21 protein-coding genes and 2 tRNA genes are annotated in these 20,883 nt (G+C 61.2%); 22 read left to right on the top strand and 1 reads right to left on the bottom strand.

Annotation, left to right across the window (positions count from 1 at the left end; all coding sequences use genetic code 11):
* The first annotated feature begins 116 nt into the window (after window positions 1-116).
* Window positions 117-2,822, top strand: a complete 2,706-nt coding sequence (locus FGKAn22_RS09025) for an EAL domain-containing protein (protein WP_212785319.1) — start codon at window positions 117-119, stop codon at window positions 2,820-2,822.
* An 11-nt stretch (window positions 2,823-2,833) separates the two neighbouring features.
* On the opposite strand, the gene FGKAn22_RS09020 is transcribed toward FGKAn22_RS09025, so the two are convergent.
* A complete protein-coding gene (locus FGKAn22_RS09020) occupies window positions 2,834-4,327 on the bottom strand; it encodes a helicase HerA-like domain-containing protein (protein ID WP_212785318.1) in 1,494 nt (497 codons plus the stop codon).
* Between the two features lie 89 nt (window positions 4,328-4,416).
* Between FGKAn22_RS09020 and FGKAn22_RS09015 the strand changes: the two genes are divergently transcribed.
* The 21 genes from FGKAn22_RS09015 to FGKAn22_RS08915 all read left to right on the top strand — a co-directional run bounded on the left by FGKAn22_RS09015 (window position 4,417) and on the right by FGKAn22_RS08915 (window position 20,881).
* On the top strand, window positions 4,417-5,142 hold the full coding sequence (locus tag FGKAn22_RS09015; protein WP_212785317.1) for a YebC/PmpR family DNA-binding transcriptional regulator: 726 nt from the start codon (window positions 4,417-4,419) through the stop codon (window positions 5,140-5,142).
* A gap of 113 nt (window positions 5,143-5,255) precedes the next feature.
* Window positions 5,256-5,783, top strand: coding sequence for a crossover junction endodeoxyribonuclease RuvC (gene ruvC, locus FGKAn22_RS09010; protein ID WP_212785316.1), 528 nt, complete (start codon window positions 5,256-5,258; stop codon window positions 5,781-5,783).
* On the top strand, window positions 5,780-6,718 hold the full coding sequence (locus tag FGKAn22_RS09005) for a prenyltransferase (protein WP_212785315.1): 939 nt from the start codon (window positions 5,780-5,782) through the stop codon (window positions 6,716-6,718). Before ruvC ends, FGKAn22_RS09005 begins: the two co-directional genes overlap by 4 nt.
* A 4-nt stretch (window positions 6,719-6,722) precedes the next feature.
* Window positions 6,723-7,307: a Holliday junction branch migration protein RuvA gene (gene ruvA, locus FGKAn22_RS09000; RefSeq protein ID WP_212785314.1), complete on the top strand. Its 585-nt coding sequence runs from the start codon at window positions 6,723-6,725 to the stop codon at window positions 7,305-7,307.
* A complete protein-coding gene (gene ruvB / locus FGKAn22_RS08995) occupies window positions 7,304-8,359 on the top strand; it encodes a Holliday junction branch migration DNA helicase RuvB (protein ID WP_212785313.1) in 1,056 nt (351 codons plus the stop codon). The genes ruvA and ruvB overlap by 4 nt, the downstream gene beginning before the upstream one ends.
* Entirely contained in the window at window positions 8,352-8,759 is a 408-nt protein-coding gene (ybgC, locus tag FGKAn22_RS08990; RefSeq protein ID WP_212785312.1) for a tol-pal system-associated acyl-CoA thioesterase, read from the top strand. The genes ruvB and ybgC overlap by 8 nt, the downstream gene beginning before the upstream one ends.
* 16 nt (window positions 8,760-8,775) lie before the next feature.
* Window positions 8,776-9,453 carry a protein TolQ gene (tolQ, locus tag FGKAn22_RS08985; RefSeq protein WP_212785311.1) on the top strand — a complete coding sequence of 226 codons (678 nt, stop codon included), beginning with the start codon at window positions 8,776-8,778 and terminating at the stop codon, window positions 9,451-9,453.
* 75 nt (window positions 9,454-9,528) lie between these two features.
* Entirely contained in the window at window positions 9,529-9,921 is a 393-nt protein-coding gene (gene tolR, locus FGKAn22_RS08980; RefSeq protein ID WP_212785310.1) for a protein TolR, read from the top strand.
* Window positions 9,918-10,574: a cell envelope integrity protein TolA gene (gene tolA / locus FGKAn22_RS08975; RefSeq protein WP_212785309.1), complete on the top strand. Its 657-nt coding sequence runs from the start codon at window positions 9,918-9,920 to the stop codon at window positions 10,572-10,574. The genes tolR and tolA overlap by 4 nt, the downstream gene beginning before the upstream one ends.
* Before the next feature lie 11 nt (window positions 10,575-10,585).
* Window positions 10,586-11,851 (top strand): Tol-Pal system beta propeller repeat protein TolB, encoded by a 1,266-nt coding sequence (gene tolB / locus FGKAn22_RS08970; protein ID WP_212785308.1) that lies wholly within the window; start codon window positions 10,586-10,588, stop codon window positions 11,849-11,851.
* Between the two features lie 24 nt (window positions 11,852-11,875).
* The gene (gene pal, locus FGKAn22_RS08965; RefSeq protein WP_212785307.1) at window positions 11,876-12,379 is read left to right on the top strand and encodes a peptidoglycan-associated lipoprotein Pal; all 504 of its coding nucleotides are present in this window, start codon (window positions 11,876-11,878) and stop codon (window positions 12,377-12,379) included.
* A 1-nt stretch (window position 12,380) separates the two neighbouring features.
* Window positions 12,381-13,127, top strand: coding sequence for a tol-pal system protein YbgF (gene ybgF, locus FGKAn22_RS08960; RefSeq protein ID WP_212785306.1), 747 nt, complete (start codon window positions 12,381-12,383; stop codon window positions 13,125-13,127).
* A gap of 6 nt (window positions 13,128-13,133) precedes the next feature.
* A complete protein-coding gene (gene queE / locus FGKAn22_RS08955) occupies window positions 13,134-13,793 on the top strand; it encodes a 7-carboxy-7-deazaguanine synthase QueE (protein WP_212785305.1) in 660 nt (219 codons plus the stop codon).
* A complete protein-coding gene (gene queC / locus FGKAn22_RS08950; protein WP_212785304.1) occupies window positions 13,790-14,464 on the top strand; it encodes a 7-cyano-7-deazaguanine synthase QueC in 675 nt (224 codons plus the stop codon). Before queE ends, queC begins: the two co-directional genes overlap by 4 nt.
* Window positions 14,465-14,539: 75 nt before the next feature.
* Window positions 14,540-14,615, top strand: a tRNA-Lys gene (locus FGKAn22_RS08945).
* Window positions 14,616-14,627: 12 nt separating this feature from the next.
* Window positions 14,628-14,703: transfer RNA gene (locus tag FGKAn22_RS08940), tRNA-Thr, on the top strand.
* Between the two features lie 126 nt (window positions 14,704-14,829).
* Complete coding sequence (sucC, locus tag FGKAn22_RS08935; RefSeq protein ID WP_212785303.1) at window positions 14,830-15,993, top strand: ADP-forming succinate--CoA ligase subunit beta; 1,164 nt, start codon at window positions 14,830-14,832, stop codon at window positions 15,991-15,993.
* 5 nt (window positions 15,994-15,998) lie between these two features.
* Window positions 15,999-16,880: a succinate--CoA ligase subunit alpha gene (gene sucD / locus FGKAn22_RS08930; RefSeq protein ID WP_212785302.1), complete on the top strand. Its 882-nt coding sequence runs from the start codon at window positions 15,999-16,001 to the stop codon at window positions 16,878-16,880.
* A gap of 92 nt (window positions 16,881-16,972) precedes the next feature.
* Window positions 16,973-17,728: a TerC family protein gene (locus FGKAn22_RS08925; protein WP_212785301.1), complete on the top strand. Its 756-nt coding sequence runs from the start codon at window positions 16,973-16,975 to the stop codon at window positions 17,726-17,728.
* A gap of 14 nt (window positions 17,729-17,742) precedes the next feature.
* The gene (locus FGKAn22_RS08920; RefSeq protein WP_212785300.1) at window positions 17,743-18,168 is read left to right on the top strand and encodes a universal stress protein; all 426 of its coding nucleotides are present in this window, start codon (window positions 17,743-17,745) and stop codon (window positions 18,166-18,168) included.
* Window positions 18,169-18,262: 94 nt separating this feature from the next.
* Window positions 18,263-20,881 carry a CHASE2 domain-containing serine/threonine-protein kinase gene (locus FGKAn22_RS08915; RefSeq protein WP_212785299.1) on the top strand — a complete coding sequence of 873 codons (2,619 nt, stop codon included), beginning with the start codon at window positions 18,263-18,265 and terminating at the stop codon, window positions 20,879-20,881.
* The last annotated feature ends 2 nt before the right edge of the window (window positions 20,882-20,883 follow it).

The raw sequence follows: 20,883 nt of genomic DNA, 5'->3' as shown, positions 1-20,883 counted from the left end.
TACATGCATGTGACAGACGGACGGTGTTTTTGTGCCCCAAAATATCCATCACATTTTGCTCCGCTTGGGGCAAAATAGACACCATTGCTGATGTGGAATTTTCGAGAAACAGATTCATGCTGGATACGACGAAGAAGCGCATAAAATTCTCCGAACTGGTTGATGTTGCAAGCCTGCAGGCATTGATGGACAGCTTTAATCAGGTGATCGGGATTGCCAATGCCATCATCGACGTGGACGGCATCGTCATCACCAGTTCGGGTTGGCAGGATGTTTGCGTCAAGTATCACCGCGTCAATCCAACCACCTGCGGCCGCTGCATAGCAAGCGACACTTCCCTCGTCGAGAGCATGCTGAACGGGGCACCGTTCGCGGTATACGGCTGCCTGAATGGTCTGGTCGATACCGCCGCGCCTATCGTGGTCGATGGCCAGCATGTGGCGAACGTCTTTACCGGCCAATTCTTCACCGCACCTCCCGATCTCGACTTCTTCCGTCGTCAGGCGCAGGAATTCGGCTTCGATGAAAACGGCTACCTGGAGGCCGTGGACAAGGTCCCCGTCATTCCCGGGGAGCGTGTCGAGGCGATCACGCAGTTCTATGCGAACTTTGCACGGGTGCTGGCGACCAACGGGCTGGACCGGCTGCGTCACCACGACGCCGAGAACAGACTGGCGCTGCTCAACCGGGAGCTGACCCAGCGCGTTCAGGAGCGGACGGCGGAGTTGCTGGAGAAGAACCTGCAGTTGCTGCGCGACGAAGAAGTATTGCGCGAGAGCCAGTCCACCCTGACTGCCTTGTTCGAAAGCATGAGCAGCGGCGCGGTGGTGTACCGGGCATCGGCCGACGGGCAGGATTTTGTGGTTGCGTCGGTCAACCGTGCGGCGGAACGCATCGAAAACATGCGGCGCAAGAACCTGGTCGGCAAGAATGTGGTGGAGATATTCCCCGGCATCGAGGAGTTCGGCCTGCTCGATGTGTTCAAGCGCGTATGGCAGAGCGGTGAACCGGAACAGGTTCCCGTTGCCTTTTACCAGGATGGGCGCATTTCCGGCTGGCGCGAAAACTACGTGTACAAGTTGCCCAGCGGCGAGCTTGTGTCGATCTACGACGATGTGACCGAGAAGCTGCAGGCCGAACAGGAGCTCAGGTGGAGCGAAGAGCGATTCCGGTCGATGTTTGAAATGTCTCCCTTGGGCATGATCCTCAATTCGATGGATGGGCGCTTCGTTGAGGCCAATTCCGCGTCACTGGACATGCTGGGCTATTCTCTCGACGAGTTGAACAAGATGAGCTACTGGGACATTACGCCGCTCGAGTATAAGGAGGAGGAAGCGCAGCAACTTGAATCGCTGAGCCGTTTTTCGCGGTACGGGCCCTATGAGAAAGAATACATCAACAGAGAGGGAATACGTTTCCCTGTACGCCTGAATGGGGTGTTGATCACCGCCAGCGACGGCGAAAAATTCATCTGGTCCATCGTCGAAAACATCACCGAGAAGAAAAAATCGGAAGAGTTGATCTGGCGGCAGGCCAATTTCGACACGCTCACCGGCCTGCCCAACCGCCGCATGTTCCGCGACCGGCTGGAGCAGGAGATCAAAAAAGCGCACCGTGCCAATCTGCCGATGGCATTGATGTTCATCGACCTCGATAAATTCAAGGAGGTGAACGATACCCTGGGGCACGACATGGGGGATATCCTGCTGGTCGAGGCCGCGCGGCGCATCGTCGAGTGCGTGCGCGAGTCCGATACAGTTGCGCGGATAGGGGGCGACGAGTTCACCGTCATCCTGTCCGAACTGGAAGATGCCGCCAGCATCGATCGCATCGCGCAGAGCATCATCGGCAAACTGGCGGCGCCCTTCCTGCTGGCAGAGGACAAGATTTTCATTTCCGCCAGCCTGGGCATCACCCTGTACCCCAATGACGCGACCGTGATCGACAGCCTGCTCAAGAACGCAGACCAGGCCATGTATGCCGCCAAGGCCCGCGGCCGCAACCGTTACAGTTACTTCACTCCCGCCTTGCAGCAGGCCGCCGAAGCGCGCATGCGCCTGACCAACGACTTGCGCGGCGCGCTTGAGAACAACCAGTTCAAGGTCTATTTCCAGCCCATCGTGGATTTGGGTTCGAACAGCATCCACAAGGCCGAGGCGCTGATACGCTGGGAGCACCCGGTGCGCGGATTGGTCAGCCCGGCGGAGTTCATCCCGTTGGCCGAAGAAACGGGGATGATCGTCGAGATCGGCGACTGGGTGTTCAGGGAGGCGGCGCGCCAGGCGAAGCGCTTGCGGGAGATGCACCACCCCGATTTCCAGATCAGCGTGAACAAATCGCCCATCCAGTTTTGCAACAATGACAGCCCTTACCAATCATGGTTCGGCTATTTGCAGGAACTGGGGCTGCCAGGGCAGAGCATCTCCATCGAGATCACCGAAGGGCTGTTGATGGATGCGACGCCCCATGTATACGACAAGCTGGGCGCTTTCCATGATGCGGGCATCCAGGTCTCGCTCGACGATTTCGGCACGGGCTATTCCTCGTTGTCCTACCTCAAGAAATTCGATATCGACTACCTCAAGATCGATCAGGCCTTCGTGCGTAACCTGAGCAAGGATACCGACGATATGGCGTTGTGCGAGGCCATCATCGTCATGGCGCACAAGCTAGGGCTGAAGGTCATCGCCGAGGGGGTGGAGACCAGGGAGCAGGAAGAGTTACTGGCTGCGGCCGGTTGCGACTACATCCAGGGCTACCTGATCTCCAGACCCGTTCCTCCCGAAGAGTTCGAGGCGCTGTTAATGCAACGCTTGCGCTGAGCGGCTGGGCCTTAGCGCCGTTTGCCGAGCAGCGAACCCAGCACGCCGCGGATGATCTGGCGTCCGACTTCCGAACCGATGGCGCGCGCGGCGCTCTTGGCCAAGGCTTCTGCCGCGCTTTCCCGGCCACGGCTTCCACCACTGCCGCCCAGCACGCTGCCGAGTATCCCGCCCAAGCCGCCGCTCGAGGCGGGTGCCTGAGCCGGCTGGGATGCGGCCTGTTTCTCGGTGGCGCGCCCCTTGAGTATCTCGTAAGCGGATTCACGATCCACGGCTGTTTCATAATGCCCTGCGAGCAGCGAACCCGCGATGACGGCTTTGCGTTCCGCTTCGCTGATCGGGCCGATCTGCGCCTGCGGCGGCACGACGAAGGCACGCTCGACGATGCCGGGGCGGCCCTGCTCGTCCAGGCAGGAGACCAGGGCCTCGCCGACGCCGAGCTCGGTGATCGCGGAAGCCTCGTCGAGTTCGGGGTTGTCGCGCATGGTCTCGGCGGCGGCCTTCACTGCCTTCTGGTCGCGCGGGCTGAAGGCGCGCAGCGCATGCTGCACTCGGTTTCCGAGCTGCCCCAACACCTTGTCCGGCACGTCGGCGGGGTTCTGCGTGACGAAATAGACGCCCACGCCCTTGGAACGGATCAGGCGCACGACCTGCTCGATCTTGTCGAGCAGCACCGCGGGCGCGTCGTTGAACAGCAGGTGCGCCTCGTCGAAGAAGAACACCATCTTGGGTTTGGCGAGGTCGCCGGCTTCCGGCAGGTTCTCGAACAGCTCGGCCAGCAGCCACAGCAGCATGGTCGAATACACCTTAGGCGAGGTCATCAGCTGGTCGGCGGCGAGGATGTTGATCATGCCCAAGCCGTTGGCGTCGGTCTGCATCAGGTCCTCGATGTTGAGCATCGGCTCGCCGAACAGCTTGTCGCCGCCTTGCGTCTCGATCTGCAGCAGTCCGCGCTGGATCGCGCCTATGCTGGCGGTGGAGATGTTGCCGTATTCGGTGGTGTATTCGCTGGAGTTGTCGCCGACATGCTGCACCATCGCGCGCAGGTCCTTCAGATCGAGCAGCAACAGGCCGCTGTCGTCGGCGATCTTGAATACCAGCGTCAGAACACCTTGCTGCACCTCGTTGAGGTTGAGCATGCGCCCCAGCAGCTGCGGCCCCATGTCGGATACGGTGGCGCGCAGCGGGTGGCCCATCGTCCCGAATACGTCCCAGAACGTCACCGGATAGGCGCGATGCGCGAAGTTTTCCAGCTTCAGTTGTTCCACACGCGCCGCGACCTTGGCGTTCCCGCCACCAGTTTTGCTCATGCCGGACAGGTCGCCCTTGATGTCGGAGAGGAACACCGGCACGCCGATGCGGCTGAACGACTCCGCCAGCGACTGCAGCGTGACGGTCTTGCCGGTGCCGGTCGCCCCCGTGATCAGCCCGTGGCGGTTCGCCATCTGCGGCAGCAGGAAGAGTTCGTGTTCGTCGTTCTTGGCGATCAGCAGCGGCTCGGTCATGTCGGGGCTTGGGTTGGGGTAAAGGGGCGAAAATGATACCATCGCGGGGTTATTTTTTTGAATGATGTAACAGGTTTTCGGAGAGCAATATGGCTGGACACAGCAAATGGGCGAACATCCAACACCGCAAGGGCAGGCAGGATGCCAAGCGCGGCAAGATTTTCACGCGGCTGATCAAGGAGATTACCGTGGCGGCGCGCATGGGCGGCGGCGACCCGGGCACCAATCCGCGTCTGCGCCTGGCGATGGACAAGGCCTATTCGAACAACATGCCCAAGGACAACGTCGAGCGTGCGATCAAGCGCGGCAGCGGCGAGCTCGAAGGCGTGGAGTATCAGGAGATTCGCTACGAAGGTTACGGCATCAACGGCGCGGCGGTGATGGTGGACTGCATGACCGACAACAAGACCCGTACCGTCGCCGACGTGCGCCACGCCTTTTCCAAGTACGGCGGCAACCTCGGCACGGATGGCTCGGTGGCTTTCATGTTCAAGCATTGCGGTCAGATGATCTTCGCGCCGGGCACCGATGAGAACGGCCTGATGGAAGTCGCGCTGGATGCCGGTGCGGAAGATATCGTCACCAACGACGACGGCAGCATCGAAGTGATCACCGCACCGAACGATTTCGTGAACGTGAAGCAGGCGCTGGAGGCGGCCGGCTACAAGCCTGAATTCGGCGAAGTCATCATGAAGCCGGCCAATGAGGTGGAGTTCACCGGCGACGACGCGGTTAAGATGCAGAAACTGCTCGACGCACTGGAAGACCTGGACGATGTGCAGGAAGTCTTTACGACGGCTGTCATTGAGGAGTAAGTCATCCGCATTTTCGGCATAACTTATCGTGGTTTTGGTTTCGACATAACTTGCATGCGCAAGTTAGTCTGCACCGAAACCCGTCTCCGCCATTTCAGTTCGCGGTTCAGCGTATGACAACGAGGATACTTGGCATTGATCCGGGTCTTCGAGTGACGGGTTTTGGCATTCTCGATAAAGAAGGGCAACAGTTGCACTACGTCGCCAGCGGCTGCATCAGGACGCCGGACGGCGAGTTGCCGGGGCGGCTGAAGGTGATCCTCGATTCGTTGCGCGAAGTGATCGAGCAGCACCGGCCGCAACTGGCGGCGGTGGAAAAGGTGTTCGTCAACGTCAATCCGCAATCCACACTGTTGCTCGGCCAGGCCCGCGGCGCGGCGATCTGCGCGGCGGTGTCGGCCGACCTGCCGGTGGCGGAATACACCGCCTTGCAGGTGAAGCAGGCGGTAGTCGGCAACGGCCACGCCGACAAGGAGCAGGTGCAGGCCATGGTGACGCGGCTGCTGAACCTGTCCGGCACGCCCAGCCCGGATGCGGCGGACGCGCTGGCCTGCGCCATCTGCCACGCACACGGCGGTCTGGGAACGATGGGCGCACTGGCAACAAAGGGATACAAGGTTCGGGGAGGGAGGCTGGTATGACGCAGCCGCTGGAGCCGACGCTGGATGCATTACAGAATCCGTTCGCGCGCTATGTCGCAGCGACCCGCCCGGCCTTCCTCACCGCGAGCCTGATGGCCTGTCTGATCGGCCTGGCGATCGCACGCCACGACGGTCTTGCCGTCGATGCGGCTCTGGCGGCTGTCACGCTGCTGTTCGCGCTGATGGCGCAGGCCGGGACCAATGTGCTGAACGATTATTACGATGCGCTGAACGGCACCGATGCGCGCAATGTCGAGCGCATCTTCCCGTTCACCGGAGGCAGCCGCTTCATCCAGAATGGCGTGCTGACGCTGGCGCAGACGCGCAACTTCGGCTTCGTGCTGCTGGCGTGCGTGGCCGCAGCCGGGCTGTGGCTGATGCTGGCCTCGTCGCCGCAACTGATTTACATCGGTCTCGCGGGGCTGTTCATCGGCTGGGCGTATTCCGCGCCGCCGTTCCGCCTGAACAGCCGCGGGCAGGGCGAACTGTGTGTGGCGGCGGGAATCCTGTCGATCACGGTGGGAACGGATTTCGTGCAGCGCAAAGGCTTTGCCGCCGCGCCGTTCATCGCGGGTTTGTCATATGCGCTGCTGGCGACGAACCTGCTGTACATCAATCAGTTTCCGGACCGCAAGGCCGACACCGAGGCGGGCAAGCTGCACTGGGTGGCAAGGCTGGATGTGCAGCATGCACGCTGGGGCTACGTGCTGATCGTCCTGCTGGCTTACGCGTGGCTACTGTCCGTTGTGGCGCTGGGCTGGTTGCCGATGTTGGCCTTGCTGGCGTTTCTGGCGCTGCCGTTGAGTGTCAAGGCCGCGCGGCTGTTGTTGCGGCATGCCGCGCAGCCGCAGCAACTGGGCGATGCGATCAAACTGACCATCGCCGCGATGATGGCGCATGGTGCATTGTTGTCGCTGGGTTTGATTTTGGGATGAGGAAATGATCGGTCGTTTATCTGGAATATTGCTGGAAAAGAATCCGCCGCAGATCGTGCTGGATGTGCAGGGTGTGGGCTACGAGGTGGACGTGCCGATGAGCACTTTCTACAATCTACCTGGCCTCAATGAAAAAGTGGTGCTGCACACACAGCTTATCGTGCGCGAGGATGCGCACCTGCTGTTCGGCTTCCTGAGCCAGGAAGAGCGGGTCGCCTTCCGCCAGTTGCTCAAGATCAGCGGCGTCGGGCCGAAGCTGGCCCTGTCGGTGTTGTCCGGCCTGAGCCTGTCCGAACTGGCACAGGCGGTGGCGAACAAGGAGGCGGGGCGGCTGACCAAGATACCGGGCGTTGGCAAGAAGACCGCCGAACGCCTGTTGCTGGAATTGCAGGGCAAGTTCGTGGTCGCCGCGCTTGCGGGCGGGGCATCAGAAAGCATCACCGCTTCCGCCGACAACGACATCGTCAATGCGCTGATTGCGCTCGGCTACAGCGAGAAGGAAGCCGACTGGGCCGCGAAGCAGCTGCCCAAGGATGTCGATGTCTCGGGCGGCATACGCCAGGCACTTAAGTTATTATCCAAAGCATGATCCAGCACGACGACCTGTCCGCCCAGCCCCGCATCATTTCCGCCACACCCGCCTCGGCGCAGGAGGAGGCGCTGGAGCGCGCGCTGCGTCCAAAACAGCTCGACGAATATGTCGGGCAGGAGAAGATACGCGGGCAACTGGAGATATTCATCCAGGCCGCGAAGCGGCGCAAGGAGCCGCTCGACCACGTGTTGCTGTTCGGTCCGCCGGGCCTGGGCAAGACCACGCTGGCGCAGATCATCGCGCGCGAGATGGGAGTCAACCTGCGCCACACTTCCGGCCCGGTGCTGGAGAGGGCGGGCGACCTCGCTGCATTGCTCACTAACCTCGAGCCGCACGACGTGCTGTTCATCGATGAGATCCATCGCCTGTCGCCGGTGGTCGAAGAGATCCTGTATCCCGCGCTGGAGGACTACCAGATCGACATCATGATCGGGGAAGGCCCGGCGGCGCGTTCGGTGAAGCTGGATCTGCCTCCGTTCACGCTGGTCGGTGCGACCACCCGCGCGGGCATGCTGACCAATCCGCTGCGCGACCGTTTCGGCATCGTGGCACGCTTGGAATTCTATTCGCCGCAGGAATTGCAGCGCATCGTGCTGCGCTCGGCGAATCTGCTGGAGATGAACCTGTCGGATGAAGGCGCGCTGGAGATCGCCAACCGTTCGCGCGGCACGCCGCGCATCGCCAACCGTTTGTTGCGCCGCGTGCGCGACTTCGCCGACGTGAAGGCGGGTGGCGACGCGACGCGCGAGGTGGCCGATGCCGCGTTGACGATGCTCGATGTGGATGCGCGCGGTCTGGACGTGATGGACCGCAAATTGCTGCAGACCGTGATCGAGAAATTCATGGGCGGGCCGGTCGGCGTGGACAACCTCGCCGCCGCGATAGGCGAGGAGCGCGACACCATCGAGGATGTCCTCGAACCCTACCTGATTCAGCAAGGCTATCTGCAGCGCACGCCGCGCGGACGCATCGCGACCGCAAACGCCTATCGCCACTTCGGGCTGGCGGTGGCGAACAACCCGGTCATCGGAGACCTGCTCGATGAGTAGGCACAAGGTCTTCGCGCTGCCGACGCGCGTGTATTACCAGGACACCGATGCGGGCGGGGTGGTGTACCACGCGAACTATGTGAATTTCATGGAGCGTGCGCGCACCGAGTGGTTGCGTACCTTCGGCTACAGCAACGCCGGCCTGATGACGGAGTTGGGCGTGATGTTCGTCGTGCGCAAGCTGGAACTGAACTATCTCCGGCCCGCGCTGCTCGACGATATGCTGAGCGTGACCGCCCAGCTCAAGGATGTCGGCCGCAGCCGCATTACGCTGGTGCAGACCGTGCTGCGCGGCGATGCGGTGCTGGCCGAGGGCGAGGTGCATCTGGTGTGCGTCGGCGCGGAGAGTTTCAAGCCGGTCAGCGTGCCGGAAGTATTGAGCAGGCATTGGAAGATTTGAACGGGAAGGGAATGCAATGGAAGTGACGCAGGATTTGTCTTTTATACATCTCATCAGCAATGCCAGCGTGCTGGTGCAACTGGTGATGGGGCTGCTGCTGGCCGTGTCGCTGCTGTCTTGGTGGTACATCTTCCTCAAGATGTTCACCATACGCGCCGAAGCCAAACAGACGGACGAGTTCGAGGACTCGTTCTGGCGCAATCCGGACCTGAGCCAGTTGTACAAGCATGCCACCAGCGTCTCGCGCAGCGACCAGGGCGCGCTGGAGCGCATCTTCGCCGCCGGTTACGCCGAGTTCGTCAAGCTGAAGAAGCAGCGCGGCGTGGACGACAGCGGGCTGATGGACGGCACGCGCCGCGCTATGCGCGCGACCTACCAGCGCGAGATGGACCGGCTGGAAGCGCATCTGGCCTTCCTCGCCTCGGTCGGTTCGGTCAGCCCCTATGTCGGCCTGTTCGGTACAGTGTGGGGCATCATGAACGCGTTCCGCGGCTTGGCGAACGTGGGGCAGGCGACGCTGGCGCACGTCGCGCCCGGCATCGCCGAGGCGTTGGTGGCGACGGCGATGGGCCTGTTCGCTGCGATTCCGGCCGTGGTCGCCTACAACCGCTATGCCCACGACATCAACCGTCTGGCGACGCGCTTCGAGAGCTTCTCCGAAGAATTTTCCAACGTGCTGCAGCGCCAGCCATGAAGATTCGCATGGATAACTTATGCAGTTTGTTGAGAGGTTTCTGTGAACGCTAATCGCCGTTCGGCGCGACGCCTGATGAACGAGATCAACGTCGTGCCCTACATCGACGTGATGCTGGTGCTGCTGGTGATCTTCATGGTCACCGCGCCGTTGATGAACCCCGGTCAGATCGACCTGCCGCAGGTCGGCAAGTCGCTGGCGCCACCCGTCGCGCCGCTGGAAGTGATCATCCGCAAGGACAGCTCTCTGGCCTTGCGCGACCACAGCAAGGGCGGCAAGGAGAGCAGCGTGACGCGCGAGGAACTGGTGGCGATCCTGAAGGGGCGTCAAGGCGAGTTCGCGGAACAATCGGTGGTGATCTCCGCCGACAAGAACGTGCGCTACGAAGAAGTCATCAACGTGATGGACGTGCTGCAACAGCAGCAGATCAAGAAAGTCGGGTTGCTCACGCAAGCCAAGGGCAAATGAGCGCAGCGGTTTACCACGAACCATACAAGCTGCCCGCGGGACTGCTCGCGCTGGCAGTGCACGGTGCATTTTTTGCGCTGCTGTATTTCGGCTTCTCCTGGCAGACCCAGCCCGCCGCGACGATGAGCGTGGAGCTGTGGCAGAGCATTCCGGATGCGCCCGTCTCCGCACCGCCCAGGCCCAAAGTGGAAGAGGTCGCCAAGCCGCAGGCGCAAGAGCAGGAGCAGCCGGATATCGCGCTGCCGGACAAGAAGAAGGCAGAAAATAAACCAACGCCCAAGTTTGTTGCACAGAAACCGGGCACCAGCATCCTGGACAGGCAATACGCACTCGAACAGGCCGCTCGCGCCGAGCAGGCCGCGGCGGCCGGACGGGTGGTGGACGAATACACCGGCAAGATCGCCGCCAAGATACGCAGCCGCATCGTGATGCCGCCGGACGTGCCCGACGATGCGCGCGCCGTGTTTGAGGTGACCGTGTTGCCGGGCGGCAGGGTGCTGAGTGCGCGCTTGAAAAAATCGAGCGGCAATGCGGCGTACGACAATGCGGTGGAGCGTGCGATCTTCAAGGCGGAACCGCTGCCGTTGCCACCGGATGCGGGGCTGTTCAATCGTTTTCGTGAAATGGAACTGGGCTTCAGGCCTAAGGAGTAGGGGTAGTGTTTATGAGATTCATACGGGGCATATTCGGTTTGGTGTTGTTGGCGCAGGCGTCCGTCGCATCTGCGGTGCTGAGCATCGAGATCATCGGCGCGGGAGAACACCAGATACCCGTGGCGCTCGTGCCGTTCGGCGGCGACAGCAAGCTGGCGCAGACCGTCAACGAAGTGGTGGCGGGCGACTTGCAGCGCAGCGGCCTGTTCCGTCTGGTCGATCCCGCGGGCAAGTCGCCGCACGAGCCCGGCGAGGTCAACTATGCGGATTGGCAGGTGCGCGGCGCGGACGCGCTGGCGATAGGTACAGTCGATGTGCCGGCCAAGGGGCGCATCGAGGCGCGCTTCCGGCTGCTGGATGTGGTCAAGCAGGGTGAACTGATCGGCGAGGCGGTTTCCGCCGCCGAGGGGCAGGAGCGCGCCATCGGCCATCGTATCGCCGACCTGATCTACGAGAAGCTGACCGGTGACAAGGGCGTGTTCAGTTCGCGCATCGCCTACGTGAATCGCCAGGGGGCGAGATTCAAGCTGCTGGTGGCGGACAGCGACGGCTACAACGAGCAGGTCATCCTCTCCCAGAGCGAGCCCATCATGTCGCCGGCCTGGGCGCCGGACGGCAGCCATCTCGCCTATGTCAGCTTCGAGACGGGACACGCCGTGGTGTATGTGCAATCGCTGTACACGAATCAGCGCAATGTGCTGGCCGACTTCCCGGGCAGCAACAGCGCGCCGGCGTGGTCACCGGACGGCAAGCAGATGGCCGTTGTGTTGACCCGCGACGGCAGTTCGCAGATATACCTGGTGCGACCGAACGGCAGTGGGCTGCGCCGCATCACCTTCAGTGGCGCGATCGATACCGAACCGCATTTCTCGCCGGACGGGCAATACCTGTTGTTCACTTCGGACCGCGGCGGCAGCGCGCAGATATACCGCATGGCGGTGGAAGGCGGGCCGGTGGAGCGCATGACTTTCGGCGAAGGCGCGAACTATTCGCCGCGGTACAGCCCGGACGGCAAGAGCTTTGTGTTTGCGCATCGCAACAATGGGATGTTCTACATCGCTGCGCAGGATTTTCAGACCGGGCAGATGGGCCTGCTCACCGAGGGCGGATGGGAGAAAAAACCCAGCTACGCGCCCAACGGCAAGCTGGTCCTGTTTGCCAGCGAGGCGCGTGGTCGTGGTATATTGGCGACCGTGTCCAGCGACGGTCGTGTCAAGCAGCATATGTTCACGCAAAGCGGCGATGCGCGCGAGCCAGTATGGGGACCCAATCCTTAATCAACCTAGCGAAGGAGAATCACAATGAAAAAAATCATAATCAGCATCGTGTTGGTTAACCTGCTCGCCGCTTGCGCCAGCAACAAGCCGGCCGAAACCACAGCGGCACCGGCTGCCGCACCTGCTGCTTCCGCGACGGCTGCAGCACCCGCAACCCAAACCGCAGTCGATCCGTTGAACGACCCCGCCAGCATCCTGGCCGGGCGCAGCGTGTACTACCCGTTCGACGTGGATGCAGTGCAGGAAGCCGACAAGCCGCTGGTGCAGGCACATGGCAAGTACCTGGCTGAACACGCTGACCGCAAGGTGCGCCTGGAAGGCAACTGCGACGAGCGCGGCAGCAACGAGTACAACCTGGGCCTGGGTCAGCGTCGTGCGGATGGCGTGAAGAAGATGCTGGAACTGAGCGGTGCAAAGGCCGGCCAGTTGTCTAGCGTCAGCTATGGCGAAGAGAAGCCCAAGGCTTCCGGTCATGACGAAGCTTCCTGGAAGCAGAATCGCCGTACCGATCTGAACTACGCGAAGTAATATGAAGCAACGCTTTCTCCTGTTGCTGGCTCTCTGTTTTGCCGCACCCGCGCAAGCGGGGTTGTTTTCGGACGACGATGCGCGTAAGCAGATCCAGCAACTCGAGGAGCGCGTGCTCAGGCTGGAAGATGCAAGCAAGCAGCAGACCAAGTCCATGCTGGACTTGCAGGGGCAGATCGAGGCCCTGAACACCGAAATCCGCAAACTACGCGGACAGAATGAAGAATTGGCGCACGGCTTGCAGGATGCCGAGAAGCGCGAAAAGGATTTTTATGTGGATCTGGACACGCGCTTGCGCAGGTTCGAATCCACCAATGAGGCGGCTCCGGCAGCAGGTGGCGCAGAGGCCGCACCCGCCGATCACGACGATCCGGTCGCCGAGAATCGTGCCTATGAGGCCGCTTACGGCTTGTACAAGGGCGGCAGCAACGCGAGCGCGGCCAAGGCGTTCCAGGAATTCATCAAGAAGTATCCCCAGTCGGTGCATGTTCCCAACGCCAGCTACTGGCTGGGCAATGCGCTGTTCAATCTGGGTGACTACAAGGGCGCGCTGGATACCTACCAGGCCTTGCTGAAAGCCTATCCCTCCACGCCGAGAGCGGCCGACGTACTGTTTGATATCGCCGGTTGCCAGCAGGAACTGAAACAGGGCGCGGCGGCACAGAAGACGCTCAAGCAGATCGTCGCCAAATATCCTTCCAGCGAAGCTGCAGCAAAAGCCAAGAAGCAGCTCGCTGCCAAGAAGTAGTCCATCATGTCGCAGTCCGATCCCGGCGCGCAATTGCGCATCAGTGAAATTTTCTTTTCCATCCAGGGCGAGACACGGCGCATCGGCCTGCCCACAGTGTTCATCCGCCTGACCGGCTGTCCGCTGCGCTGCACCTATTGCGATACCAGTTACGCATTCAGCGGCGGCGAGAACATGGGAATAAGCGAGATACTCGGTCGGGTTGCCGAATATGCGCCGCGCTACGTCTGCGTCACCGGCGGCGAGCCGCTGGCGCAGAAGAATTGCCTGTTGCTGCTGGGTGCGTTGTGCGATGCAGGCTATGAGGTGTCGCTGGAAACCGGCGGTGCACTGGACATCGGCGCGGTGGATGCGCGCGTGATGCGGGTGATGGACATCAAGACGCCGGCTTCCGGCGAGGTGGAAAAAAACCGCTGGGGCAACCTGGCGCTGCTGACGCCGCACGACGAGATCAAGTTCGTGCTGTGCGACGAGAGCGATTACCGTTGGGCCAGGGAGATCATGTCGCAACATCGCCTGGCTGAAAAATGCGAAGTGACTTTTTCGCCCGCTCAGGGTTCGCTGGATGCGACGCAACTCGCGGAGTGGATATTGCGCGACCGTCTTGCAGTGCGCATGCAGGTGCAATTGCACAAGGTATTGTGGCCGAACGAGGCGGGACGATGAAGAAGGCGGTAGTGCTTCTTTCCGGCGGGCTGGATTCCGCGACGGTGCTGGCGATGGCGCGGACGCAAGGTTTCGAGTGCTATGCGCTGAGCGTGGATTACGGCCAGCGGCACCATGCCGAACTGGCCGCCGCGCAGCGCGTCGCGCGCACGCTGGGCGCGGTGGAGCACCGCGTGGTGAACATCGACCTGACCGGCTTCGGCGGCTCGGCGCTCACCGACAACAACATCGCCGTGCCGCAGCAGCCCAGCGCAGGCATTCCGCTGACCTATGTGCCCGCGCGCAACACCATCATGCTGTCGCTCGCGTTGGCGTGGGCCGAGGTGTTGCAGGCGCAGGACATCTTCATCGGGGTGAATGCCGTCGATTATTCCGGCTATCCCGATTGCCGCCCCGCTTTTATCGAGGCATTCGAGCGCATGGCCAATCTCGCCACCAAGGCCGCGATCGAAGGACATGCACTGGCCCTGCATGCACCGCTGATGCACTTGTCGAAGGCGGAGATCATCCGCGAGGGCGATGCGCTCGGCGTGGATTACGCGCAGACCGTATCCTGCTATCAGGCCGATGAGGAGGGGCGCGCCTGCGGCGTGTGTGACTCGTGTCGCTTGCGGCGTGCCGGTTTCGATGCGGCCGGGGTGAAAGATCCGACGCCGTATCGCTCTGCCTAGATGCAGTCGTTTTCAGACGGCATTTTGCGTTGACAGGGTGAGTTGATTACGTATAATGCGCGCTCCCTTTGGGAGGGGTCGGTAGCTCAGCCGGTAGAGCAGCGGACTTTTAATCCGTTGGTCCCGAGTTCGAATCTCGGCCGACCCACCAGTTTCAAAAATCGCCGCTTTAGCTCAGTTGGTAGAGCAACCGCCTTGTAAGCGGTAGGTCGTCAGTTCGAATCCGACAAGCGGCACCATCTCGCATCAGTTTCACCATTCCCCTCAGTTTCAGATAATTTCGCCGCGTTGCCGCCGATATTTCGGTAAAATTGCGCCTGCGCGCCGATGACGGTGCGCTTTCTATTTTAGCGAACAAGTTTGACATGAAAATTCACGAATATCAGGGGAAGGACATTCTGCGCCAGTTCGGCGTGGCGACGCCGCGCGGCATCGCCTGCTTCAGTGTGGACGAGGCAGTTGCGGCGGCGCAGCAATTGGGCGGAAGTGTCTGGGTGGTGAAGGCGCAGATCCATGCGGGTGGTCGCGGCAAGGGCGGCGGCGTGAAGGTGGCGAAGTCGCCGGATGAGGTGCGCCAGTATGCACAACAGATCCTCGGCATGCATCTCGTCACGCACCAGACCGGCCTCGAGGGGCAGCTGGTACGCCGGCTGCTGATCGAAGAAGGCGCCGCCATAGTTAAAGAATTCTACGTCGGCATGGTAGTGGATCGCGCTTCGCAGCGCGTCGCCTTGCTGGCTTCCAGCGAAGGCGGCATGGAGATCGAGGAGGTCGCCAAGCACAGCCCGGAGAAGATCCATACCGTGCGCATCGATCCCGTTGCGGGGCTGGCGGATAGCGACGCGGCTCAAGTCGCCCGCAATATCGGCATCCCCGATGCGGCGAATGCCGATGCGGTGAAAGTGCTGCAGGGCTTGTATCGCGCCTTCGTGGAGAAGGACGCGATGCTGGCGGAGATCAACCCGCTCGTGCTGACCGCGGACAATCGCGTGCTGGCGCTGGATGCAAAGTTCAATTTCGACAGTAATGCGTTGTACCGTCATCCCGAGATCGTCGCGTTGCGCGACCTCGACGAGGAAGACCCCGCCGAGATCGAGGCGTCGAAGTTCGACCTGTCCTACATCTCGCTCGACGGCGACATCGGCTGCCTGGTGAACGGCGCGGGACTGGCGATGGCGACCATGGACATCATCAAACTGTACGGCGGCAACCCGGCGAACTTCCTCGATGTCGGCGGCGGAGCTACCAAGGAGAAAGTCACCGAGGCGTTCAAGCTGATGCTGAAGAATCCGCACCTCAAGGCGATCCTGGTCAACATCTTCGGCGGCATCATGAAGTGCGACGTGATCGCCGAAGGCGTGGTTGCGGCGGCGCGTGAAGTGAGCCTGAACGTGCCGCTGGTGGTGCGTCTGGAAGGTACCAACGTCGACCTCGGCAAGAAGATACTGGCGGAATCGGGCCTGCCCATCATCTCCGGCAACGACATGGCGGACGCGGCACAGAAGGTCGTCGCCGCCGCGAAAGGTTAATCAGCATGTCCATTCTCATCAATAAAGATACCAAAGTCATCACCCAGGGCATGACCGGCAAGGTCGGCCAGTTCCACACGTTCCATTGCAAGGAATACGCGAATGGTGCGAACTGTTTCGTCGCAGGCGTAAATCCGAAGAAGGCGGGCGAACAATTCGAAGGCATTCCGGTATATGCCTCGGTGCGCGATGCGAAGCAGGCAACCGGCGCGACCGTGTCGGTGATCTATGTGCCGCCCGCGGGCGCTGCGGCAGCCATCGACGAAGCGGTGGAAGCCGAACTGGACCTGGTGATCTGCATCACCGAAGGCATTCCGGTGCACGACATGATCAAGACGCGCTACAAGATGCAGGGCAAGAAGACCTTGCTGATCGGGCCGAACTGTCCTGGCATCATCACGCCGGACGAGATCAAGATCGGCATCATGCCCGGCCACATCCACAAGAAGGGACGCATCGGCGTAGTGTCGCGTTCAGGAACCCTGACCTATGAAGCGGTGGGGCAGCTCAGTGCGCTGGGCTATGGGCAATCATCCTGCGTGGGCATCGGCGGCGACCCGATCAACGGCATGAAGCATCTCGACGTGATGAAGCTGTTCAACGAAGACCCGGAGACCGATGCGGTCATCATGGTCGGCGAGATCGGCGGCAGCGACGAGGAAGAATGCGCGCGCTGGATCAAGGACAACATGCAGAAACCCGTGGTCGGCTTCATTGCGGGCGTCACTGCGCCTGAAGGCAAGCGCATGGGCCATGCTGGTGCGATCATCTCCGGCGGCCAGGGCGGCGCCAACGAGAAGCTGGCGGTCATGGAAGAGTGCGGCATCCACATCACGCGCAATCCGGCGGAGATGGGGCGCGTCATGCAAAAGGTTCTGAAAGGCTGAGAAGGGGGAAGAGGGAAGGGAGAAGGGTGAATTCCCTTCTCCCTTGAGCGCCACAGGCGGCCCCTTATCCCTTCTCCAGAAAGGTTCTTAAAATGCTGGAAATGTTGTCTAGTGCCCAGTTCTGGGTGGATGTACTCAAGATCATCATGATCGACCTGCTGCTGTCTGGCGACAACGCGGTGGTGATCGCGCTAGCCTGCCGCAACCTGCCGGTGGAACAGCGCAAGAAGGGGATCTTCTACGGCGTGGTCGGCGCGATCGGGTTGCGCGTGGTGCTGACCTTCTTCGCGGTCGGCTTGCTGGCGTTGCCTTACCTCAAACTGGTGGGCGCATTGCTGCTGATCTGGATCGGCATCAAGTTGATCCTGCCGGAAGAAGATGAGCACGGGGAGGGCAACATCAAGGCCGAGGCGCATCTGTGGGGCGCGGTGAAGACCATCATCATCGCCGACTTCGTGATGAGCCTGGACAACGTGCTTGGTGTGGCAGGGGCCGCGCATGGCAATGCGATGCTGTTGATCTTCGGCCTGCTGGTGAGCATCCCGATGATCGCCTGGAGCAGCCAGCTGGTGCTGAAGCTGATAGATCGTTTTCCGTTCATTATCTTTGCCGGTGGCGCGCTGCTGGGCTATGTCGCGGGCGAGATGCTGGTGAGCGAAGCGCTGTTCAAGCCGCTGGCAGAGGCGCAGCATGCGCTGCATTGGCTGGTGCCGGCGGCATGTGCGCTGCTGGTGCTGACCGTCGGCAAGTGGCTGGCGTTGCGCAAAGTCGAGGCAGCCCCGGTGGTCGATCTGGTGGATGAATCCGTTTTGACCGGAATGGGCGGCAAGTCGCCCGATAATAAATAGCAAAGGGAATGACGATGAAGATACTGATTCCAGTCGATGGTTCGGCCAATGCCCAGCGGGCGGTCGATTACGTGATCAATAACATCGCTACGCTGAAAGATGCACCGCAATTGTTGTTGCTGAACGTGCAGTGGAATGTGGCGGCCGGCAACGTCAAGCTGTTCATCGATCAGGCGACCATCGACGGCTATTACCGCGAACAGGGAGCGGCAGCCCTGCAGGCTGCCCGTGCCGCACTGGATGCTGCCGCCTTACCATACCAGTACCACATCAGTGTCGGCACTCCGGCGGAAGCGATCGCGCGCTATGCCGATGAGCAGGCCGTCGACCAGATCGTCATGGGCAGGCAGGGACAGGGCGGTTTGCAAGCGCTGTTGCTGGGGTCGGTCGTGCACAAGGTATTACACCTGACCAGCCGTCCGGTGCTGCTGGTGAAGTAATCCACCCGTCCGGGATAATTCGTAATAAATCAAATGGATTGTGGTTTGTTGTTGCGAAATACCTTAATATCCGCCGCATAAATTGCTTGTCGGGGTGGCGATGAATAAGTGGTCGTTCTGGAAAAAAGACTGGTTTGTGGGATTGCTGGTCGCATTGGTGTTCCTGTTCGGTGCTAACAGTGACCTGATACAGAGTCTGGAACGCAAAGCTTATGACTGGGGTGTGCTGGCCTCCTCGCGCACACCGAGCGACAAGATCGCGGTGATCGCGATCGACGAACAAAGCATCGCCAATCTGGGCCGCTGGCCTTGGCCGCGCGAGATCCATGCCAGGATGGTCGACATTCTGTCGGCGGGACATGCCAAGGTGATCGGGTACACGGCCTTCTTCTCCGAGCCGCAGGTCGATGCCGGCCTGGTTTACATCCACAAGATCGCCGAGTTGCTGGGCAAGCAATCCCTGTTGAGCGGAGAGAAGCCGCTGGAGGTCGCTTCCGGGGTTCCGGCTTTGCCGACGAGTCAGGAGGTTCTGCCCGCTTCCGGGGTGATAGCGACCCCGGAGCCGTTGTCGCCGCTCGATGCGTTGCTGCTGGAAGCGATGCAGAACCTCGATAACGACAAGAAGCTCAGCGAGAGCATGGCCAAGGCCAATGATGTGCTGCTGGCGATGTTCTTCGAGCTGGGGGCGCCGCAAGGTAATCCGGATCGGCCGTTGCCCGACTACGTGCAGCGCAACAATCTCACCAACCTGCAGAGTGCTGGAGGCGCCAGTACGGGGCCGCTACTCGCGCGTGCTGCCTTGCCGCCGATTCCCGTGCTGGGTGATAAGGCTTTGGCGATCGGCCATTTGAACAGCACCCCCGATGTGGATGGAGCGGTGCGCACCGAGCCGCTGGTGATTGGCTATTACGATCAACACTACCCTTCGCTGTCGTTGATGCTGGCGGCGAGGAGCCTCAATCTCGGGCCGAAGGACATCCGGGTCAATCTGGGCGAGGGAGTGCAACTGGGCAATTTGAAGATCGCCACAGACCCGACCTTGCAGATGCACACCTATTTCTACAAGGATAGAGATGGTCGTCCCGCCTTTCCGGTGGATTCTTTCTACGACGTGTATACCGGCAAGATCCCTGCTGAAAAATACCGCGACAAGATCGTGCTGATCGGTGCATCGGCAGCGGGCGTGGGCTCGCTGCAAGTGACGCCGGTCTCCGCGGGGATGGCGCCGGTGGTGACCCTGGCGCATTCGGTATCGAGCATCCTTCAGGGGGATTTCTTCGTTTCTCCCGGCTGGACCGGCTTCGCGGAAGCGGGCGTGTTCCTTCTGGTCGCGCTGTACCTTATCCTGTTGCTGCCGCGCCTGAATGCGGCGGTCGGCGCGGTGGTGACCGGGGGGCTGTTCGTTGCGCTGCTCGGCGCGCACTTCGTGCTGATGACGACGCAGGCGATGTGGCTGCAACTGATGCTGCCGGCCGCGCTGTTGCTGACGGGACATCTGCTGCTGACCACCAAGCGCTTCCTGGTGACGGAAAAGGGCAAGCAAAAGTCCGATGCGGATTCTGCGGAGAGCAATCGCATGCTGGGCCTGGCGTTCCAGGGGCAGGGGCAGTTGGATATCGCCTTCGACAAGTTCCGCAAGGTGCCGATGGACGACAGCCTGATGGAAGTGCTGTACAACCTCGGGCTGGATTTCGAGCGCAAGCGCCAATTCAACAAGGCCGAATCGGTGTTCAAGTACATGGCCGAATACAATCCGAAGTTCCGCGACCTGGAGCAACGGCTGGCCCAGGTTCATGCGATGTCCGAGACCGTGATCCTGGGCGGCGGGGGCGGCGGACGCACCAACGCCAGCACCATGGTGCTGGACAAGGCCGGTGTATCCAAGCCCATGCTGGGACGCTACGAGATAGAGAAGGAACTCGGCAAGGGCGCGATGGGCGTGGTTTACTACGGCAAGGATCCCAAGATCGGCCGTGTGGTGGCGATCAAGACCATGGCATTGGCGCAGGAGTTCGAGGCGGACGAGCTGCAGGACGTGAAGGAGCGTTTCTTCCGAGAGGCAGAAACGGCGGGGCGGTTGAATCATCCGAACATCGTGGCCATCTACGACGCGGGCGAAGAACATGATCTGGCCTACATCGCGATGGAGTTCCTCAAGGGCAAGGATCTGGTGCCCTATACCAAGCCGGACAATCTGCTGCCGCTGCCCAAGGTGATGGGCATCATCGCTCGCGTCGCCGATGCGCTGGACTATGCGCACAAACAGAACGTAGTGCACCGCGACATCAAGCCTGCCAACATCATGTACGACATCGAGACGGACATGCCCAAGGTGACAGACTTCGGCATCGCACGCATCACCGATTCCAGCAAGACCAAGACCGGCATGGTGCTGGGCACGCCTTCCTACATGTCGCCGGAGCAGCTGGCGGGCAAGAAGATCGGCGGGAGCTCCGACCTGTTCTCGCTGGGGGTGAGCTTGTACCAACTGGCTTGTGGTAAGCTCCCGTTCGAAGGCGACTCGATGGCGCAGTTGATGTATCGCATCGCCAACGAGCCGCACACCGATATTTTGAGCATCAAGCCGGATCTGCCGCCGTGCCTGGTGGCGATCATCAACAAAGCGTTGGCGAAACAGATCGAGGAGCGCTATGCCAATGGCGCAGAATTGGCCGAAGCTCTACGGCAGTGTGCCGCGAGCCTGCAGGGGTAAGC

Origin of the sequence: Ferrigenium kumadai (genome assembly GCF_018324385.1) — a bacterium.
In the GTDB taxonomy this organism is placed as follows: domain Bacteria; phylum Pseudomonadota; class Gammaproteobacteria; order Burkholderiales; family Gallionellaceae; genus Gallionella; species Gallionella kumadai.
This window is presented reverse-complemented; position numbering and strand designations above follow the sequence as displayed.

Coding starts and splice junctions, on each gene's coding strand:
- FGKAn22_RS09015 (WP_212785317.1), top strand. CDS start 4,417: ATGGCTGGACACAGCAAATGGGCGAACATCCAACACCGCAAGGGCAGG.
- FGKAn22_RS08925 (WP_212785301.1), top strand. CDS start 16,973: ATGCTGGAAATGTTGTCTAGTGCCCAGTTCTGGGTGGATGTACTCAAG.
- tolA (WP_212785309.1), top strand. CDS start 9,918: ATGAGCGCAGCGGTTTACCACGAACCATACAAGCTGCCCGCGGGACTG.
- pal (WP_212785307.1), top strand. CDS start 11,876: ATGAAAAAAATCATAATCAGCATCGTGTTGGTTAACCTGCTCGCCGCT.
- ybgF (WP_212785306.1), top strand. CDS start 12,381: ATGAAGCAACGCTTTCTCCTGTTGCTGGCTCTCTGTTTTGCCGCACCC.
- tolR (WP_212785310.1), top strand. CDS start 9,529: ATGAACGAGATCAACGTCGTGCCCTACATCGACGTGATGCTGGTGCTG.
- ybgC (WP_212785312.1), top strand. CDS start 8,352: ATGAGTAGGCACAAGGTCTTCGCGCTGCCGACGCGCGTGTATTACCAG.
- FGKAn22_RS09005 (WP_212785315.1), top strand. CDS start 5,780: ATGACGCAGCCGCTGGAGCCGACGCTGGATGCATTACAGAATCCGTTC.
- FGKAn22_RS09020 (WP_212785318.1), bottom strand. CDS start 4,327: ATGACCGAGCCGCTGCTGATCGCCAAGAACGACGAACACGAACTCTTC.
- tolB (WP_212785308.1), top strand. CDS start 10,586: ATGAGATTCATACGGGGCATATTCGGTTTGGTGTTGTTGGCGCAGGCG.
- sucD (WP_212785302.1), top strand. CDS start 15,999: ATGTCCATTCTCATCAATAAAGATACCAAAGTCATCACCCAGGGCATG.
- sucC (WP_212785303.1), top strand. CDS start 14,830: ATGAAAATTCACGAATATCAGGGGAAGGACATTCTGCGCCAGTTCGGC.
- FGKAn22_RS08920 (WP_212785300.1), top strand. CDS start 17,743: ATGAAGATACTGATTCCAGTCGATGGTTCGGCCAATGCCCAGCGGGCG.
- FGKAn22_RS09025 (WP_212785319.1), top strand. CDS start 117: ATGCTGGATACGACGAAGAAGCGCATAAAATTCTCCGAACTGGTTGAT.
- tolQ (WP_212785311.1), top strand. CDS start 8,776: ATGGAAGTGACGCAGGATTTGTCTTTTATACATCTCATCAGCAATGCC.
- ruvC (WP_212785316.1), top strand. CDS start 5,256: ATGACAACGAGGATACTTGGCATTGATCCGGGTCTTCGAGTGACGGGT.
- ruvB (WP_212785313.1), top strand. CDS start 7,304: ATGATCCAGCACGACGACCTGTCCGCCCAGCCCCGCATCATTTCCGCC.
- queC (WP_212785304.1), top strand. CDS start 13,790: ATGAAGAAGGCGGTAGTGCTTCTTTCCGGCGGGCTGGATTCCGCGACG.
- ruvA (WP_212785314.1), top strand. CDS start 6,723: ATGATCGGTCGTTTATCTGGAATATTGCTGGAAAAGAATCCGCCGCAG.
- queE (WP_212785305.1), top strand. CDS start 13,134: ATGTCGCAGTCCGATCCCGGCGCGCAATTGCGCATCAGTGAAATTTTC.